Origin of the sequence: Thermotoga sp. 38H-to (genome assembly GCF_011057665.1) — a bacterium.
In the GTDB taxonomy this organism is placed as follows: Bacteria; Thermotogota; Thermotogae; order Thermotogales; family Thermotogaceae; genus Thermotoga.
Genome location: NZ_LNFZ01000001.1, coordinates 91229 through 109849 on the forward strand (window position 1 = coordinate 91229; position 18621 = coordinate 109849).

At 45.7% G+C, this 18621-nt stretch carries 16 protein-coding genes; 5 read left to right on the forward strand and 11 right to left on the reverse strand.

Features of this window, described 5'->3' with window-relative positions; translation table 11 throughout:
• Positions 1 to 74: 74 nt before the first annotated feature.
• Complete coding sequence (malP, locus tag AS158_RS00490) at positions 75 to 2543, forward strand: maltodextrin phosphorylase (RefSeq protein ID WP_038053387.1); 2469 nt, start codon at positions 75 to 77, stop codon at positions 2541 to 2543.
• A gap of 26 nt (positions 2544 to 2569) precedes the next feature.
• On the opposite strand, the gene AS158_RS00495 is transcribed toward malP, so the two are convergent.
• The 3 genes from AS158_RS00495 to AS158_RS00505 are packed head-to-tail and all read right to left on the reverse strand — an operon-like array spanning position 2570 to position 5740.
• The gene (locus AS158_RS00495) at positions 2570 to 3283 is read right to left on the reverse strand and encodes an SDR family oxidoreductase (protein ID WP_165304300.1); all 714 of its coding nucleotides are present in this window, start codon (positions 3281 to 3283) and stop codon (positions 2570 to 2572) included.
• Positions 3261 to 5117: an HD domain-containing phosphohydrolase gene (locus tag AS158_RS00500; protein WP_165304301.1), complete on the reverse strand. Its 1857-nt coding sequence runs from the start codon at positions 5115 to 5117 to the stop codon at positions 3261 to 3263. Before AS158_RS00500 ends, AS158_RS00495 begins: the two co-directional genes overlap by 23 nt.
• A gap of 17 nt (positions 5118 to 5134) precedes the next feature.
• Entirely contained in the window at positions 5135 to 5740 is a 606-nt protein-coding gene (locus tag AS158_RS00505; protein ID WP_011943997.1) for a Crp/Fnr family transcriptional regulator, read from the reverse strand.
• Between the two features lie 89 nt (positions 5741 to 5829).
• On the opposite strand from AS158_RS00505, the gene hcp reads away from it, so the two are divergent.
• Positions 5830 to 7125 (forward strand): hydroxylamine reductase, encoded by a 1296-nt coding sequence (gene hcp / locus AS158_RS00510; RefSeq protein WP_038053378.1) that lies wholly within the window; start codon positions 5830 to 5832, stop codon positions 7123 to 7125.
• Between the two features lie 82 nt (positions 7126 to 7207).
• Here the strand turns inward: hcp and AS158_RS00515 are convergent, their stop codons facing one another.
• From AS158_RS00515 to smc, 6 genes are read right to left on the reverse strand one after another with little or no spacing between them, the layout of a single operon-like run.
• A complete protein-coding gene (locus AS158_RS00515; protein WP_038053373.1) occupies positions 7208 to 7885 on the reverse strand; it encodes a YjjG family noncanonical pyrimidine nucleotidase in 678 nt (225 codons plus the stop codon).
• Entirely contained in the window at positions 7882 to 8721 is an 840-nt protein-coding gene (locus AS158_RS00520; RefSeq protein WP_038053371.1) for a GNAT family N-acetyltransferase, read from the reverse strand. The genes AS158_RS00515 and AS158_RS00520 overlap by 4 nt, the downstream gene beginning before the upstream one ends.
• Entirely contained in the window at positions 8718 to 9131 is a 414-nt protein-coding gene (gene fliS / locus AS158_RS00525; protein WP_038053369.1) for a flagellar export chaperone FliS, read from the reverse strand. Before fliS ends, AS158_RS00520 begins: the two co-directional genes overlap by 4 nt.
• 11 nt (positions 9132 to 9142) lie before the next feature.
• Positions 9143 to 9736 carry a hypothetical protein gene (locus AS158_RS00530; RefSeq protein WP_011943992.1) on the reverse strand — a complete coding sequence of 198 codons (594 nt, stop codon included), beginning with the start codon at positions 9734 to 9736 and terminating at the stop codon, positions 9143 to 9145.
• A complete protein-coding gene (locus AS158_RS00535; protein WP_038053366.1) occupies positions 9733 to 10272 on the reverse strand; it encodes an NUDIX hydrolase in 540 nt (179 codons plus the stop codon). Before AS158_RS00535 ends, AS158_RS00530 begins: the two co-directional genes overlap by 4 nt.
• Before the next feature lie 2 nt (positions 10273 to 10274).
• Positions 10275 to 13787 carry a chromosome segregation protein SMC gene (gene smc / locus AS158_RS00540; protein ID WP_038053361.1) on the reverse strand — a complete coding sequence of 1171 codons (3513 nt, stop codon included), beginning with the start codon at positions 13785 to 13787 and terminating at the stop codon, positions 10275 to 10277.
• Between the two features lie 73 nt (positions 13788 to 13860).
• On the opposite strand from smc, the gene AS158_RS00545 reads away from it, so the two are divergent.
• Genes AS158_RS00545 through AS158_RS00555 form a run of 3 tightly spaced genes read left to right on the forward strand, consistent with a single transcriptional unit; the run spans position 13861 to position 17421 of the window.
• Positions 13861 to 15000, forward strand: coding sequence for an aldo/keto reductase (locus AS158_RS00545; RefSeq protein WP_038053358.1), 1140 nt, complete (start codon positions 13861 to 13863; stop codon positions 14998 to 15000).
• Positions 14997 to 16928, forward strand: coding sequence for a sensor domain-containing diguanylate cyclase (locus AS158_RS00550; RefSeq protein ID WP_165304302.1), 1932 nt, complete (start codon positions 14997 to 14999; stop codon positions 16926 to 16928). Before AS158_RS00545 ends, AS158_RS00550 begins: the two co-directional genes overlap by 4 nt.
• Positions 16921 to 17421: a methylglyoxal synthase gene (locus AS158_RS00555; protein WP_165304303.1), complete on the forward strand. Its 501-nt coding sequence runs from the start codon at positions 16921 to 16923 to the stop codon at positions 17419 to 17421. Before AS158_RS00550 ends, AS158_RS00555 begins: the two co-directional genes overlap by 8 nt.
• Here AS158_RS00555 and AS158_RS00560 read toward each other — a convergent pair.
• Entirely contained in the window at positions 17418 to 17627 is a 210-nt protein-coding gene (locus tag AS158_RS00560; RefSeq protein ID WP_346774442.1) for an FmdB family zinc ribbon protein, read from the reverse strand. The genes AS158_RS00555 and AS158_RS00560 overlap by 4 nt on opposite strands.
• A 1-nt stretch (position 17628) precedes the next feature.
• Positions 17629 to 18594 carry an AI-2E family transporter gene (locus AS158_RS00565; RefSeq protein WP_165304305.1) on the reverse strand — a complete coding sequence of 322 codons (966 nt, stop codon included), beginning with the start codon at positions 18592 to 18594 and terminating at the stop codon, positions 17629 to 17631.
• Between the last annotated feature and the right edge of the window lie 27 nt (positions 18595 to 18621).

Genomic DNA, 18621 nt, shown 5'->3' on the forward strand with positions numbered 1-18621 from the left:
TTTTTTAATTGACACCATCTTATAATCAACGTAGAATACTTCTGAAAGAAACCTCTCTGAGAGGAGGAGAAATTGTGCTGGAGAAACTTCCCGAGAACCTGAAAGAGCTCGAGAGCCTTGCCTACAACCTCTGGTGGAGCTGGTCCAGACCTGCTCAGAGGCTCTGGAGAATGATCGATTCAGAAAAGTGGGAGGAACACAGAAATCCCGTCAAAATACTGAGAGAAGTCTCAAAGGAAAGACTGGAAGAACTATCGAAAGACGAGGACTTCATCGCTCTCTACGAACTGACGCTCGAGAGATTCACAGACTACATGGAAAGGGAAGACACCTGGTTCAACGTGAACTATCCCGAATGGGACGAAAAGATAGTTTACATGTGTATGGAATACGGACTGACGAAAGCACTTCCGATCTACTCCGGAGGACTCGGTATCCTTGCCGGAGACCACCTCAAATCAGCCAGTGATCTTGGCCTTCCTCTCATAGCCGTAGGTCTTCTTTACAAACACGGGTATTTCACTCAACAGATAGACAGTGACGGAAGACAGATCGAGATCTTTCCAGAATACGACATCGAAGAACTCCCGATGAAACCTCTCAGGGATGAAGACGGAAACCAGGTGATCGTAGAAGTACCCATAGACAACGATACTGTAAAAGCGCGTGTGTTCGAGGTACAGGTCGGAAGGGTGAAACTGTATCTTCTCGACACTGACTTCGAGGAAAACGAGGATAGATTCAGAAAGATCTGCGACTATCTCTACAATCCCGAGCCTGATGTGAGAGTTTCCCAGGAAATTCTGCTCGGCATTGGTGGAATGAAACTCCTGAAGACTCTCAAGATAAAACCTGGAGTCATCCACCTGAACGAAGGTCATCCCGCTTTTTCATCCCTCGAAAGGATAAAGAGCTACATGGAAGAAGGATATTCCTTCACCGAGGCCCTTGAGATCGTCAGACAGACCACAGTTTTCACGACACACACCCCCGTCCCCGCAGGTCACGACAGGTTCCCGTTCGATTTCGTGGAAAAGAAGCTGACAAAGTTCTTCGAAGGATTCGAATCCAAAGAACTGCTTATGAACCTTGGAAGAGACGAAGACGGAAATTTCAACATGACGTATCTTGCTTTGAGAACCTCCTCCTTTATAAACGGAGTGAGCAAACTTCACGCTGACGTATCGAGAAGGATGTTCAAAAATGTCTGGAAGGGAGTTCCGGTGGAGGAGATCCCCATTGAAGGCATCACGAATGGTGTTCACATGGGAACTTGGATCAACCGTGAGATGAGAAAACTGTTCGACAGGTACCTCGGAAGAATCTGGAGGGAGCACACTGATCTCGAAGGAATATGGTACGGAGTTGACAGAATACCCGATGAAGAACTCTGGGAAGCGCATCTGAATGCAAAGAAGCGATTCATAGATTACATAAGAGAGTCCATTAAAAGAAGAAACGAAAGACTCGGAATCGACGAGCCACTGCCGGAGATCAGCGAAAACGCACTCATCATAGGATTTGCCAGAAGGTTCGCAACTTACAAGAGGGCGGTTCTTCTTTTCAGTAACCTGGAAAGACTCAAGAGAATTGTCAATAATCCCGAAAGGCCGGTTTACATTGTGTACGCTGGAAAGGCCCACCCGAGGGACGAGGGTGGAAAGGAATTTCTCAGAAGGATCTACAAAGTTTCACAGATGCCTGATTTCAAGAACAAAATCATCGTACTTGAAAATTACGACATCGGAATGGCTCGACTCATGGTGTCTGGTGTTGATGTGTGGTTGAACAATCCAAGAAGACCCATGGAAGCGAGTGGAACAAGCGGAATGAAAGCCGCAGCGAACGGTGTTCTGAACGCGAGCGTGTACGATGGCTGGTGGGTTGAGGGATATAACGGCAGAAACGGATGGGTGATAGGCGATGAAAGCGTGCTTCCAGAAACAGAAGTGGATGATCCAAAGGACGCTGAAGCCCTGTACGAACTTCTCGAAAACGAAATAATTCCTACCTACTACGAAAATAGAGAAAAGTGGGTTCTCATGATGAAAGAAAGCATAAAGAGCGTGGCTCCAAAATTCAGCACCACTCGAATGCTCAAAGAGTACACGGAAAAATTCTACATAAAGGGACTTTTGAACAGGGAATGGCTGGAGAGGAGAGAAAACGTCGAAAAAATCGGTGCTTGGAAAGAAAGGATCCTCAAGAACTGGGAAAATGTATCCATAGAACGCGTTGTTCTTGAAGATTCAAAAAGTGTGGAAGTAACTGTGAGGCTGGGAGATCTCACCCCTGATGATGTGTTGGTCGAACTTATGGCTGGAAGAGGAGAGGGAATGGAAGATCTTGAAGTGTGGAAAGTGATACACATCAGAAGGTACAGGAAAAAGAACGATCTATTTGTTTACACTTACAACAATGGAGTTCTCGGTCACCTTGGATCTCCCGGTTGGTTCTACGCGGTGAGAGTGATACCGTACCATCCCAGACTTCCCATCAAGTTCCTCCCCGAGATACCGATTGTCTGGAAAAAGGTTCTCTGACGAGGGGCTTCTGCCCCTCATTTTCCTTATAGTGGAAATTTGGAAAGCCCGCCATCTACGACGATGGTCTGTCCTGTTAAGTAAGAGGCCTTTTCGGAACAGAGAAATGCCACAACACTGGCTATCTCTTCGGGTTTTGCCATCCTTCTCATGGGGATCTGAGATTCCACCTGTTTTTTCTTTTCTTCACTGAGAAGCTCTTTCACCCTCTCTGTCTCCGTCCAGCCCGGTGCCACACAGTTCACTGTGATACCGTACGGTGCCACTTCAAAAGAGAGTGTCTTTAGAAATCCGGTGAGGGCCATCCTCGCAGAATTGGATGTGTAGAGATTCTCTATCGGTGAGATCACAGAAAAAGAAGTGATGGCTACGATCCTTCCCCAGCCCTTCTTTTTCATCGCTGGAAGATAGTTTCTCACGATTTTGATCATGTTCAAAAAGAGGCTGTCGATCGCTTCTTTGAAATCCTCATCCATAAGTTCATCGAAGAACCCTGCCTTTGGCCCTCCTGTGTTCAGAACGAGAATGTCCACCTCTTTCACCTTTTTGAACAACGGATTGAGATCCTTTCTGAGATCGCAGACGACGTATCCGTGTCCACTTCTTTTCAGAAGCTCTTCATTTCTCGCACAGATGGTAACTTCCGCTCCTTCCTGACTCAGAGCGTTCGCCACGGCTCTTCCAATACCCCTGCTCGCCGCAAGAACGAGTGCTTTCTTATCCCCGATGCCCAGTTCCAAGGTCTCCTCCCCCTTCCAAGAACTCTATGAATTTCTCCACGATAGCAGAATCGAACTGTCGCCCCGCATTTCTTCTCAGCTCTTGAATCGATTCTTCGACACTCTTTCCTCTCTTGTAGGGCCTATCGCTTCTCATGGCCTGATAGGAATCCGCTACGCACAGAATACGGGCTTCGAAGGGTATTTCTTCGCCTTTGAGACCGTCCGGGTACCCTTTACCGTCCCATCTTTCGTGGTGATGCCTTATCCAGATCGCAACGTCCTCGAAACCGTCGATCTCCTTGACCAGTTCGTATCCCTTAACGGGATGTATCTTTATCAGCCCAAATTCCCGTTCATCGAGTTTATTCGTTTTGTTCAAAACAACCTGGGGTACGTAGATCTTTCCAATGTCGTGTAGAAGGCCTGCCCAGTAGAGTTTTTCCAACTTCTCATCGTCCAAACCGAACATCTTTCCGATCTCAACAGCGTAATAGGCCACCTCTTCCGAATGTCCTTTTGTGTAATAGTCGTAATACTCAAGTGCTTTCACCCAGGTTTTAACGATGTCTCTGTAGAGTTTCCTTTCTCTGTTTATCAACTTTCTGTACGTGCATATGGCAGAAACGATGGTTAGAAGCGACTTGAGAACTCCTTTTTCATCTTCGCTGAGATCGTCTTCCAGCACGATGTAACCGCGTTTTTCACCTGAATGAGATATTTCAAATACCGCTCCTTCAACTTTTTCAGGTGTGCGATCATCGAGAATCACTTTCAAGTCCTTCACATTCAGAAGGTATTTCACGATTTGTCCAACCTCGAAAGAGAATCTGGATTTGTCTTCGATGAAAACCAGTTTTGCCATTCTCTTCACTGATTCTCTGAATCTCTCGTTGAGCTCTCTGATCTCACCATAGAGCTTCTCGAGTTCTTCCTGGTTCGCGGAGACCTCCTGATAGAGGGCTTCTATCTCTTCGTTCTGGGCTTTCAATTCTTCGTTTGCTTCTCTCAGCTGAAGAGTTCTTTCCTCAACTTTTCTTTTCAGCAAATAGATGAACGACAAGGCAATGCCAAAAGCTATCGCGAAGGCCGAAGTTCCATAAAAGACCACCCTCAAGAGCCATGGAGGTGTCACGAGGGCAAGTGGTATGTAGTTTCTGATGATTTCATTTCTTTCTCTCTCGGAAATACGGCTCAGTCCAACATTTATAAGTGACAGAACACTCTCATTATCCCTCAAAACGGCAACGTGAAGATAATTTGTCTCAAGATGAAGAGTTCGAAACTCAGGAAGGATGTCACCCTTTGAAAGGTAATACCTTGCCACTATATCATCACCAAGGAAAACCGATATCTTTTTCTCTTTCAACGCTTTCACGATGGAAGAATAATTATCGAAAAACTCAAATTCCACATCAGGGTTTTTCCTGCGAAGAGTTTCCACAGCGCCTTCTCCTCTGAGAGCGCCAACAACGTAAGAAGACAGGTCTGAAAAATCTCCTATGGGAAGGTCTTTCCTGAAGAACACACAGGATCTCATTTCGAAGACTGGTCTGGAAAAGGAGAAAATTTCTTCTCTCTCTGGTGTTTTAAAGATCTGATCGATTGCATCCACTTTTCCTTCGACCAGCAACTCTTGCGCTCTGTACCACTTCACAGGCACGAGCTCAACTTCCACACCCGTCTTTTCTGAAAAGAGCTTCCAGAAATCGACGGAGATCCCGATAAGATTTCCGTTTTCATCGTAAAAAGAAAATGGTGCGTAGTCCTCATCGAGGGCTATCCGAAGGGGCTGAGAAAAGATCGAAAGTGAGAAGATCAGAAAGAAAAGAACAATCCCCCTGATCCCTATCACCCTCTTCCCTGTTCTGTTTAGATTCTATCATGTTCGAGAGGATCTTTGAGAACCTTTATCCTTCTTCCATGTTTCTCTATGTATCCTTCCCTCTCCAGTTCCTGAAAGACCCTCGAAAGCGCCGGTCTGGCACAACCAAAAAGTCTGGAGAGCTCTTCTAAGGTGACAGGGAGTGTCAACTCTCTCTCTTCGTTCATGTGATGCACCAGGAAGTTCAACACTTTTTCTCTGAGCGTCTTCATGGTGAGGAAAAAGAGCTTCTCAGAAACCACCCTGAAATGTTCCGACACATCTCTCAAAAAGAAAAGAAGAAACTCTCTATCTTTCATCAAAAGATCAATAAAAACCTCTTTCGGTATCGAGAGAATCTTTGAGTTCTCTCCTGCCACCACGTTCACCGGGAATCTAGGTTCGCTGGAGAAGATGAAACCAGATGCGATGATCTGAACGGGTTTTATTTCATCGATCTCAAGGGTTCTTCCGTTTTCGGAGACATGTTCCGTTTTCAGGGTTCCTTCCAGGAGAACGAGCACGTCTTCTATCGGTTCATCCTGGTATTTCACGATTTCACCTTTTTTGAACACGATTATTCTCCCACATGGGAGCAGTTTTTTCAGATCCATTCTCTCACCTCGTAACAATTGTTACAGACAGGATTATCCCAACCTAATTATACTTCATGGTGGAAAACCCAGAAAAAGGAGGGAAAAGCATGCAGATGTTCTGTTATCAGTGTTCACAGGCTGCGAATGGTACTGGTTGTACAGAGTACGGTGTTTGTGGAAAGAGTCCGACGGTTGCAAGGCTCCAAGACAACCTCGTCTTTGCCATAAAAGGGATCTCCGCCTACTACTACCACGCGAGAGAACTCGGTTACGATGATCCCGAGATCGCAGGTTTCCTCGATGAAGCACTCTACAGTACTCTCACAAATGTGAACTTCGACGCACAGTCCTTTGTGGAGTACGCACTCGAGGCGGGCCGAATGAATCTGAGAGCGATGCAGCTTCTGAAGAAGGCACACATCGAAACTTACGGAGAACCCACCCCTGTTGAGGTGGAAACCGGAACGAAAAAAGGAAAGGGAATCATCGTGACAGGGCACAACCTGAAGGCTCTCGAAGAACTCCTGAAACAGGTCGAAGGAACGAATGTCTACGTTTACACACACTCCGAGATGCTTCCAGCACACGGATACCCCGGTCTGAGAAAGTACAAGAATCTCGTGGGGAACTTAGGAAAAGCCTGGTACGATCAAAGAAAGCTGTTCGCAGAGTACCCCGTTGCCATCCTGGGAACTTCAAACTGTGTCTTGATTCCCTCTGAATCGTACAGAGACAGGATGTTCACAACAAGCATCGCAAGACTCCCCGGTGTGAAACACATAGATGGATACGACTACACCGAGGTGATAGAGAAGGCAAAGAGCTTGCCAGATCTTGAAGAAAAGCCGGGAAGTTACAAACTCAGAACAGGATTTTCCACGTCCGCAGTGGTCTCTCTTGCAGACAGAATAAAAGAACTCGTGGAGGCTGGGAAGATAAAACACTTCCTCGTCGTAGGAGGATGCGATGTACCGTTCAAGAGGAACGAGTACTACAGAGAGTTCGTTCAGAAACTCCCTAAGGAAACCGTTGTGATCACACTCGCATGTGGGAAGTTCAGGATAAACGACCTCGATCTTGGAGACATAGAAGGCATTCCGAGACTCATCGATGTGGGACAGTGTAACGACACGATCGTGGCGATAGAAATCGCCCAAGCACTCGCGAAAGTTTTCGGTGTGGAAGTCACAGATCTTCCTCTCACGCTCGTTCTCACCTGGATGGAACAGAAGGCAGTTGCGATCCTGTGGACACTTCTCGCGCTCGGTCTGAAGAACATATACGTTGGACCCGTTCTTCCCGCGTGGGTGAACGAGGACATTCTGAAAGTACTCACCGCAGAGTTCGGATTGAAGACGATCTCGGAACCGGAAAAGGACATAAAAGAAATACTGAAGGTATGAAAAGAAATACTGAAGGTATGAAAAGAAATACTGAAGGTATGATTTTCCCCGCCACCCGGCGGGGTTTTTTACTTTACGAATCTCATAGAAACTCTTCTACGATCTTCCCCAGTTCTTCGAAATTTCTTGCAACCGGGAAATCTCCAGAGGAATCACCTTCAGGTGAGAAGAGTACGAAATCTATTCCGGTGCTCCTGGCACCCTCGAGATCACTGTTGAGGTCGTCCCCCACGTAGAGGACTTCTTCTTTTTTCAATTTCATTCTCTCGAGTGCCATCCAGAAAATGCGAGGATCTGGTTTTTCAACTCCCGCTTCTTCGGAAGTGAGAACGAAATCGAAGAATCTATCGAGTCTCAGTTTCCTGCTTCTTTTCTCCTGAACGAATTTGACTCCGTTCGTCACAACAGCCATTCGGAGATCTTTCTTCTTCAGCTTTTCGAGGAATTCTTCTGCACCTAGAAGGAAATAGGCCTCTTCAGAGAGAAACTCCAGGTAATCTTTTGCAACCTCTCCCAGATCCAGCGGAAGGTCCAGCGTTTTCAGAAATTCTTCGAACCTGGCTATAACAACGACGTCTTTCGATACCTTGCCTTCTGCGAGTAACCTCCACCACTTTCTGTTTATTTCTCTGTACAAAAACACCTGTTCCTCGGTGAGAGGAATTCCGTACTTCAAGAACGTTCTTTTCAGAGCCTGATCTTCGCTCTTTTCAAAATCCAAAATCGTCCCGTCTAAATCGAATAGAACTCCTTTTTTCAACTCAATTTCAACTCCATTTCGTACTGTACGAGAACTCTCTGGAAGCCATTCATTTCGAATGAACGAGAAAGAGGATCATCTTCGGGCACTGCTGTGCATGTCACAGTAGTTTTTCCGCTCTCTTTTTGTATATGATCCACACACTCTCTGATGAACTCGTCCATGCTTCCACGCAGGGCAAAAGCGTCCACTATGTAGACACTCTGGGAAGTCTCACCCCAGACCAGGTACCCTTCTCCCTCTCTCCAGCTTGCTCTCTCCATTCGATATCGCCCATCCGCAAGAAGGAGAGTGGTACACTCCCTTTGCCAGTTCGGGTTTCTTTTAAAATCCGTTCTCGCCTTGAGGGCGTACATATGGATCCTTTTCTCGTCCGTTTCGAAGAACTTCACCGTACCCGTTCCATCTATCCTCCTGTCAAAGAAATAACTGTAGAGCTCCCTTTTCTTTTTGAAACCATTCTTCTCGTAAAATCGAACCGCTCTTTGATCATCCGCTACAACTTCGAGAACAACGCTCTTTACACCTTTCCACATGAGATGTTCCAGCGCATGCTTCAAGATCATATCTGCGAGGCCTGTTCCTCTTTTCGGTTTGATCACTCCCATGGAGTCTATTCTACCTCTGTCTTTCCTTATGCATAGGAGGATGAATCCCACCGGAACTCCATCTTCAAAAAACACGAAAGAATCGTCAAGAGAGATCGAATTTTCTCTCACATCGAGGTTGAAGTTGTAAACATCCCAGTTCACGGGTACCGCATAATCCCTGAAAATCTCATTCACGAGGTTCACAAGATCTATCACAGAAACTTCACTCGCTTTCTTTATGGTCACCCCATGAGATTCAACCCCCCTTGCTTTTTTTCGGGAGGAGTCACGTTTCCCGCCTTCTTCACGGCTTCTTTCCAAACTTCGAGCAGTTCTTCGAGCATTCCACGAACTTCCTTGATTTTTTCCACATCTTTTTTCACGTTCCCCTCAACAAGCCTCTGGAACATGTAGTTGTAAAGGGCTCTCAGGTTCTGTGCGATCGTCCCACCCTTTTCCATGTCGAGGGAAAGGTTGAGCTCGGTGATGATGTCCTGTGCCCTCGTCACTTTCTCGTTGAACTCAACGAATTTTTTATCGGCCAACAAATTCTCGGCCTCTTTCAAAACTTCTATCGCCTTCTCGTAGAGCATCTGAACGAGCTTAGCGGGACTTGCGGTCATCACCATCTTTTCAAGATAGGTGTTTTCCTTCATCTTTTCACCTCTCAGGACGGTTCTTTCTGAAGCAACTCTTCAACTCTTCTGAAGAACTCTTCATAGTATCCAAAGACGTCCTTGAGCTCCCCATCTATAAGATCCGCTATTTTCACCAGATCTTTACTTTGAAGAGCGTTCACAAAGTCTGTGAGGATACGAACCAGGTTCTCCTCTTCAACTTTCAGTCCGAGTTCTTTCGAATTGATCCCGGTGATTCTTACGGTGTTCATACGAACGTTCTCCATCGCGTTCAGTCCTTCGGCGAGATCGTTTATACTCCTGTATCCCTCTGTGGTTCCAGCAACAACTGCGTCTGCCACCTTACTAAGGAGAGGTTTCACCCGTTCTATGTACCTGAGCACCTCTTCAATTGTTTCGAGGAGAAAATCCCTCAATGGAGAGAGTTCCAGTTCGATTTCCATTTCCTCGTTTATTTCCATCTGCTTCAAGTCTTCCAGTCTGGAGAGAGGCTGTTCTTCTTGGTCTATAACTATTCTTTTCACAACGAGATTCTCTTTGTTTTCTCTCACTCGATTGAGAAGTTCTCCCAAAGTCTGGACCCCTTCAACGACTATCTCCTCACCGTTCACGATCACCTTCATCGAATCACTCCTTTCGCAAAGAAAAACCGTGTTAGCGCACAGATGGTTTTGGAATCTTCTATCTCCGCGTTCCTGAGCAGAGAAAGTACCTCTTCGATGTGTAATTCCTTAACTTCAATGAACTCATCCGGATCTGTGTTCTGAGTGGTCTTTTCCAGGTCTTCGGCAGCGAATATGTGTATCACTTCCGTGGTGAAACCCGGCGTGGTGAAGATCTTTCCGAGATAAGAAAGCTTCTTCGCCCTGTAGCCAGTTTCCTCCTCGAGCTCTCTTTCTGCACACTCTTCAGGAGACTCTGCGGGATCCATCTTTCCCGCGGGAAGCTCCAGAAGGACCTGCTCGATTGGATACCTGTACTGTTCAACGAAAAGAATCTTCTCACCGAGCACAGGAACGATCACCACAGCACCGGGATGATCCACCACTTCACGGGTGGACACTTTGCCATCTGGAAGCCTCACATGGTCTACCCTCACACTTATCATCTTTCCTTCGAAGACTCTTTTGCTCTCGATTCTCTCTTCGTAGAACTTCACCTTTACACCTCCAGTATTTTCTCCACTTCTACCGGAACGATGGCCGACACACCGTTTACCATGGTCACCCCATGTAGAAGATCGGCAGCTTCCATCACGATTTTATTGTGCGTGATCACGATGAACTGGGTGTGCTTCGAGTTCTCTTTGAGGAGCCTCTTGAATCTTTCAGCGTTGTAGTCATCGAGAGGAGAATCAACCTCGTCGAGCACGTAGAAGGGGCTCGGTTTTATCTCCATGAGGGCGAAAAGCAGAGCCAATCCCACGAGCGCCTTCTCACCACCCGAAAGAAGGCTCAGTTTCTGATCTCTTCTTCCCGGTTTTCTTATGGATATTTCAAAACCCGCGTCGAGAATACTTTTGGCTTCAGAAACGATGTTGAGCCTTCCCTCACCACCGAAGAAGAGAAGAGAAATGAACCTGTTGAAGCTTTCGTTCACTCTCTGGTAAACGTCGAAGAGTAAACTCTCTGCTTCTCGATCCGTTTTTTCTATGATCTCTTCGAGTTTTCGTTTCGCTTCCTCGAGATCTTCTTTCTGTTTCAGTATTTCTTCGTACTCTTCGCGGAGTTTTTCGTACTCGTCTATCGCCGTGAGATCGACGGGGCCGAGGTACTTTATTTTGTTTTCCAAATCTTTTATCTGTCTATAGATCTCCTCGAGCTTTTCCTCACCGAGTTCCTCTACATCTTCTTCGTTTCCGGAAAACTCCTCCAGAAGATTCGCTATCTTTAACCTGGTCTCCTGGAGAGCCAGATCTATCTGATGGAGGTGGTTTCTCAGTCCTTCCTTTTCTTCCTTCAGTTCGTTCATTCTGTTTTCCACTTCTTGAAGTTCTCGCATCTTCTCTTCTTTACCTGATCTGTGGAGTTTCATGGCTTCGAACACATTGTCCATTTCTTTCTTCAAGTGCTCGATTTCTCTTTCGTGTTCTCTTATGAACTTTCTGTAGTTTTCCATTTCCTCTTCAAGGCTCGTCATCTGCAACTTTATGTCTTCCGTTTCCCGAGCAATTCGTTCTATCGTTTTTCTTGTGTCTCGCATTTCCTTTTCGTATCGATCTTTTGTTTCCAGGAGATTTCCAACCTCTGCTCTGAGTGTGAAAATCTTTTCGTTGAGTTCATCGAGGATCCTCTTTTCTTTCTCGAGTTCTTCGGAGTATTCGGCCAACGATTTTTGAAGGTCTTCTCTGTTCTGTTTCAGTTCGTCGATTTCCTCGAAGATCTTTTCTCTTCTCGCGTTCAGTCCTTCTTCTTTTGCTCTGTACTCAACCAGGAGCTTCTCCAGATTTTCCACTTCTTCTTGAAGCTGATTGATGGTTCTCAGGATCTCGGACAGAACAGTCTTGGTCGAAGACGATTTCCTGGAGAGTTCGAACAGCTCCCTCTGGACGAGCGTTTCCTGGTTTCGCAGGTTTTCCTGTTCTGTCTTCAGACTGGCCAGTTCATCCCTATTTTCTGCGATTTGTCTCTCTGTTTCTTCCATTTCCTGCTCCAGATGCTTCAGTTTTATGTGTCTTTCAAACACGTTGATCGATCTTTCTTCCTTTCCTCCTGTTATAGCCCCTCTTCCGCTTATGAGTTCACCATCGAGGGTAGCGATTCTGGTGTTCAGCTGGTATTCTTTCTTCATCCTGATCGCATCGTCGAGTGTTTCCACCACTACGGAATTCCCAAAGAGAAATCCTCCAAGAACCTCGAGATCTGAAGGAAGTTTCACCAAGTCAACGGCGTACCCCACAAACCCTTTCTCTTTTTCCAGTCCGGATATCCTGTTGAAAGAACCGTCTATCAGATCGAGTGGAAGTATCGTCACTCTTCCTGCTTCGTTCCGCTTCAGAAACTCCACGATCGCCTTCGCTGTATCTACGTTTCTCACCACGATGTTCTGAGCCATCCCACCGAGAAGTACACTCACAGCGAGGGAGTACTTTTCATCCACCTCTATCAGGTTCGAGACTACATCAACGAGTCCGGGAAAGCGCTCCTTTTCCTCGAAAACTGCTCTCACGGCCCGTGAGAATCCCTTGTACTCTCTCATGTCACGCTCGATCATTTCTTTTTCGAACAGGATCTCTCTCAGTCTTCTCTCCTTCACGTCTATTTCCGAGGTGATTTTTCTGATTTCTTTCTCGACCTCTTCCAATCTCTCACGAACAGTGTTCAATTCTTCTGTCAATTTTCTTTCTTTCTCATCGAATTCTTCCACACGCTTTGATATTTCTTTGAATTCGCTCTTCTTATCTTCGAGTTCTCTTCTCCTTGTCAGTATCTGGTTTTCCGTTATTTTTCTTCTCTTTTCGAGGTCCTCGAGTGTTTCTCCTATCCTCAAAAGCTCGCTCTCCAGTTTGAGTATCTGCTTTTCTAACCTGGAGATCTCGTCCCTGACTTTCAGAAATTCTTTCTCTTTCTCACTGAATCTTGAGAGAAGATTTTCTTTTTCTTTTTCGAACGCTTCGAGTTCTTTTGCCTTTTTCTCGTATTCTCCTGTCACTCCCTTGAATATGTACTCCATTTCTTCAAGACGTCTTTTGTGCTCTTCTCTTCGCTTTTCCAGCTCGTCGAGCCTGGTGGATAACTCCACGTACTTGTTTTCACTGTCTGCGAGCTTTGAAGAGTAGAATCCTTTCATCTCCACAAGATCATTCTGTCTTTTTTTATAATCCTCGAGGAGCTTCGTGTAACGTTCTATCTCCTGGTCCATCTCTCCGAACTCACTTCTCAGAGTACTCCACTTCGTCTCCAGTTCCACCAGTTCTTTCTGGATATTCTTTATTTTCTCGTTTGTCTTCTTCTCTTCTTCCTGGTAGAATTCCAGTTTTTTCCTTTCTCTCTTCAAAGCGTTTCCGTAGTAGATTCTTTGAAGTTCTTCAATCTGAGCAGTGTATTCCCTGAACCTTTCAGCACGCTTGGCCTTGAGGTAGAGAGATTTCATCTGCCTTTCACGCTCGAACAGAACGTCTTTCACTCTGTCGAGGTTCACCTTCGTTCTTTCGAGGTTCATCTCTGTTTCCTTTTTCTTCTCCCTGTATATGGAAACCCCTGCAGCCTCTTCCAGCAGCAACCTCAATTCTTCTGGAGAGGCATTAACAATTCTATCTATCTGTCCCTGTCCCACAATGGAGTAGAAGTCCACTCCAAGACCGGTACCTGCAAAGCGATCTCTGATGTCTTTCAATCTGACCGGGTTTCCGTTGAGGTAGTAAGTGTTCTCTCCTGTTCTCTTCAATTCACGGGCCACGGTTATTTCTTCTCCGTTCTCTTCAAAGACGAGTTCCACGTAGGCAGAACCAGCGGGTGGAAGGTTCTCTGATCCCGCAAAGATCATATCGAACTTTTCACTCGCGCGGAGCTCTTTCTTCGACTGTTCACCGAACACCCATTTTATAGCATCTATGATGTTAGATTTTCCACTACCGTTGGGGCCAACGATAGCGGTTACACGATCGGAGAAACCTATCAGGGAAGGTCTTCCAAAGGATTTAAAACCCTTTAAGTATAGTTTTTTCAGTCTCAAACCGATCCCCTCCCACACGTTAGATTTTATCATCATAGAGTGATAAAATTGATAACTGCAAGGAGGTGAAAATATGCAGTACAGGGATTTCGGAAAAACCGGAGTGAAGACGTCGCTCCTTGGTTTTGGAGCCATGCGACTTCCCGTTATTGGAGAGGATCACTCGAATATCGATGAAGAGAAAGCCATCGAAATGATCCGGTACGCCATCGATCACGGCGTGAACTACGTTGACACTGCCTATCCTTACCACGGAGGAAACAGTGAAAGAATCGTGGGGAAAGCACTGAAAGACGGATACCGCGAGAGGGTGTTCCTTGCAACCAAGTCTCCCGTCTGGAAAGTGGAAAAACACGAAGATTTCGAGAAGATCCTTGATGAACAGCTGGAGAAGCTCCAGACGGATCACGTTGATATGTACCTCATGCACGCTCTGAACAAAGAAAGATGGGAAAAAATCAGGAATCTGAGATTCTTTGATTTCTTCGAGAAAGCGAAAGCAAATGGAAAGATAAGATTCGCGGGCTTTTCGTTCCACGACGGCTATCCAGTTTTTAAAGAAATCGTCGATGGGTACGACTGGGACTTCTGTCAGATACAGCTCAACTACATGGACGTGAACTACCAGGCAGGGCTGAGAGGATTGAAATACGCTGGATCAAAAGGACTTGCCGTTGTGATCATGGAACCGCTCAAAGGTGGAAAGCTCGCGAGACTTCCAGAGAAGGTCATGAAAATTCTAAGGAAATACAACAGAAACTGGTCTCCAGTGGAACTGAGTTTTAGATGGCTTGGACATCACCCGGAAGTTTCCACCATACTGAGTGGAATGAGCACCCTCGAACAGGTGAAACAAAACATAGAGATCATGAGCAAGATCACTCCCGGCAATCTCACAGACGAAGACATGAAGATGATAGAAGAGATAAGAAGAACCCTCGAATCTTTCGCTGTGATAAACTGTACTCAGTGTGGATACTGTATGCCGTGTCCGAACGGTGTGGATATACCCGGAAACTTCCGTCTGTACAACGAAACCATCATGTTCGAAGATTGGGAAGGTGGAAGAGGAACGTACAGATGGTTCGAGAGTCAAAAATCCGCCGCTTCCTTCTGTGTTGAATGTGGTGAATGCCTCAGTAAGTGTCCGCAAAAGCTCGACATACCGAACCTTTTGAAAAAAGTCCACAAGGAGCTGGTAGGGGTCAAATGAAAAAACTCGTCTGGCAGGTGCTCCTCGCGGGCACCGCCCTTCTGATCATTTATTCTTTCTTGATCGGCACCCCTCTTAAAATTCACTTAGCGACTCACTGGGAAATTGTCCTTCCCAGAGTTCTTTTTCTTCTCGGATCTTTCTTGCTGAACGCCCTGTTTTCCCTGACGGGATCGTATGTGGTTCTTTTCGGAAGCGCTTCTCTGTTTTTTGGAGCGCTGATAAATTTTCTGGAATTTTTCTTTGTTTATCCGCCTTTGTTCTATCCCGTTAAATCGATATTTTACGTGTTCGGTTCCCTCCTGATTTTGATTGGAATTTCTAGGGTACTTTTAAAACTGAAGAGATTAATCCTGATGTTCAAAGGACTCTTCGAAGAAAACAACGACATGGTGATCTACTACGATCCATCTGGAAAGATTGTTGAAGTGAATCAAGCCGTCGAGAAGTTCCTGGGGTACACCCGTACTGACCTTCTCGGAAAAACCATAGAGGAGATCTCCGGTTCAGTTGAAGAAAGATTTTTGTTTCAAATCGAGAATTTCTCACACGATGGGATAAAGAGTCTGGAAAGAGAATTTCTTTCAAAGGATGGGAGAACCGTTATATGTGAAAGCAAGTTGATTCCAGTATATGAAGGAAAGAAACTCGCTATGATTCAAGAGATCGCTCGTCCCATCGATGATATAAAGAAAATAGAGGACCAGATCAGAAGAGAAAGAAAAAGATTCCTCGCTTATTTCAACAACACTCCCGTTTTGAGCGTCATCCTGAGAGAAGATGGAACGATTGAAGATGTGAACGAAACAGGCTGTAAACTTCTGGGAGTGAACAGAGAACACCTTCTGAACAAAAACTGGTTCGACATGTTCCCTGAAAGCTTCCCACACGAAACTTTTGAAGGATCGTTCAAAGAAAAAATAGTCCACGAAGGTATCATAGATGGAAGAATCATAAAATGGGTGTTCATACCTCTTGAAAAGAACAGAGTGATGGTGACAGGTCTTGATATCACCGAATTGAAAGAAAACCTCACAACCCTTGAAAAAGACAAAAAATTCTATCAACTTCTTCTGGATCTTTCAAAAAGCCTTCTATCGCTCGGATGGAACGATTTCGTGTTCAAACAGTATCTTTCTCCGCTCGGTGAAGTGTTCGGTTCAAAGAGTGTGGCCCTGTACGAAAAAAAGAACGGGAATTTTGTTCTGACAGCCTCTCTCAACGGTTCTTTCGAAGAGATTTTGTCCAGGATACCGGAAGACATAGATTGTGAGAATGAAATGTTGGGAATTCCTCTTGAGTACGAAACTGAAACTTTTGCAGTGCTTCTCATCGGCTGTGGAAAAACCGACGAGAGACTTTTTGAGATGGCCAGACTTTTGAAAAATTACCTAGAACTCATCTACTGGAAATTGAAGGGGGAGGAGAGGATCCTCTGGCTTGCCGAACGCGATTCCCTGACGGGTGTGTACAACAGAGAAGCGTTCGAAAACAGACTCGCTTACCTCATCAACCTTTCAAAGAGGTACAACAGAAAACTCTCCTTCGTCTTCATCGATCTTGATGATTTCAAGCGTATAAACGACTCAAAAGGCCACCTGGTTGGAGATCGAGTTCTGAAGGAGTTTGTAAACAGACTCACTTCGCTTCTGAGAAAATCGGATGTAGTTGGTAGACTAGGAGGGGACGAATTCGGTATCGTACTCTCTGAAACGGATCGAACGGGAGCGGAAATTCTCATGAAGAGAATAGAAGAGCACTTCAGAGAACCTGTTCTGGTGGATGGGAAGCAGTTTTTTGTGAATTTTAGCTACGGTATCAGCGTGTTCCCCGAAGACGGAGAGAGTGTGAAAGAACTCCTGAAGGTCGCAGATGAAAGGATGTACATGAATAAATTCAGCAAGAAGAGGGGGAGAGAGAATGTCTGACAGACCAAGAAGGTACAAGATATTCATGGACAAAAAGAAGAGGATCGCTCTCATAGCACATGACAGAAGAAAGAGAGATCTTCTTGAGTGGGTGAGCTTCAATCTTGGAACGCTCTCCAAACACGAGCTTTACGCTACAGGTACAACCGGCGCTCTCCTTCAGGAAAAACTCGGTCTCAAAGTACACCGACTGAAAAGCGGACCCCTCGGTGGAGATCAGCAGATCGGTGCAATGATCGCCGAAGGAAAGATAGACGTGCTCATATTCTTCTGGGATCCTCTGGAACCTCAGGCACACGATGTGGATGTGAAAGCGCTCATCAGGATAGCCACAGTGTACAACATCCCCGTCGCCATCACAAGATCCACAGCGGACTTCTTGATCTCCTCACCGCTCATGAACGATGTGTACGAAAAGATTCAGATAGATTACGAGGAAGAACTGGAAAGAAGAATCAGGAAAGTGGTAGAAGGTGAGGAGGGAGAGACTTAGCTACAGCCCGAACACCCTCCACAGCTTCCTCCACACGAAGAGGAAGAAGAACCACCCTGGACGGAGAAGGAAATCTTTTTGTACACTCTTTCCTTTTCATTTGAATCACACTTGGGACACCTCACCTCATCCACTTTGCTGTACGAGGTGAACACTGTGTATTCTTCTCCACATTCCTTGCATCTGAATGCGTAAGTGGGCATCATCTCAGCCTCCCATCATGTATTGTTTCCAGAAGTTTTTCAGGAATATCAGAAACGGAAGTGCGATTAGAACGCCACTAAAACTGAAAAGATCGCCGAGAATGAGGATCGTGATCAGAATGATGAACCAGTGAACGTTCAAGGTGTTGCTCTGTATTTTTGGAGCGAGCACCCACATTTCCAGCTGATTCGCCGCAACGAGGATGATCGTCCCTATGAGAAGACCGCTCAAGCCATGAACGGAGAAGGCTAGCATCAGAAGAGGAATAGCGGATATCACCACTCCAAGGTACGGAACAAAATCCGTTATAAAAGCAAGCATCCCCAAAAAGAACGCACTCGGTATTTTGAAAATGAAAGCACCAAAGCCAACGAACAGCCCGACAAATATCGCAACGAGCACCTGACCACCCACGAACCTTTCGAACTCGGTGTAAGTGGCTTTCAGGAATTTTCTACCGTCACCTGGATTTGTGGGAAACAGGTAGTGTACATTTTCTTTTATGAGTCTCTTCAGCGAGGACACGATAAAGGCTGTGATCACTATGAGTATGGCAGCCGTTATGAAAGAAGGCACATAGCCTATGATTTTATTCACAAGCGAGAGGGCCCTTTCTGAGAAAGACGCACTGATGTTGCTCAATATGGAAGACAACCATCCGGGTATGTCAATGTTCTCCAAACCCGATCTTATTCTGTCTATCTCAGAGAAGACCTTCTGTGCTTCTCTTACGATCACTGGGAAAAAATTGACAGCCGAATAGGCTATCGTGAGGAAGAACAGAACGTTCGATATCACGCGAGGAAGAACACGCGGTTTTTTTATGAATGCCCCCAAAAAGCGTGCAACGTAATCGATAATTATCGAAAGATACAGCCCCATTATCAGAGCGGTTATAATGAAAGGGGAAAGTTTTGCGAGTATTAAAAACAGAACAAGATACAGCAAGGCAAAGTGTTTGTTCTTCAAGTTCTTCACTCCTTTCGATACTATTTT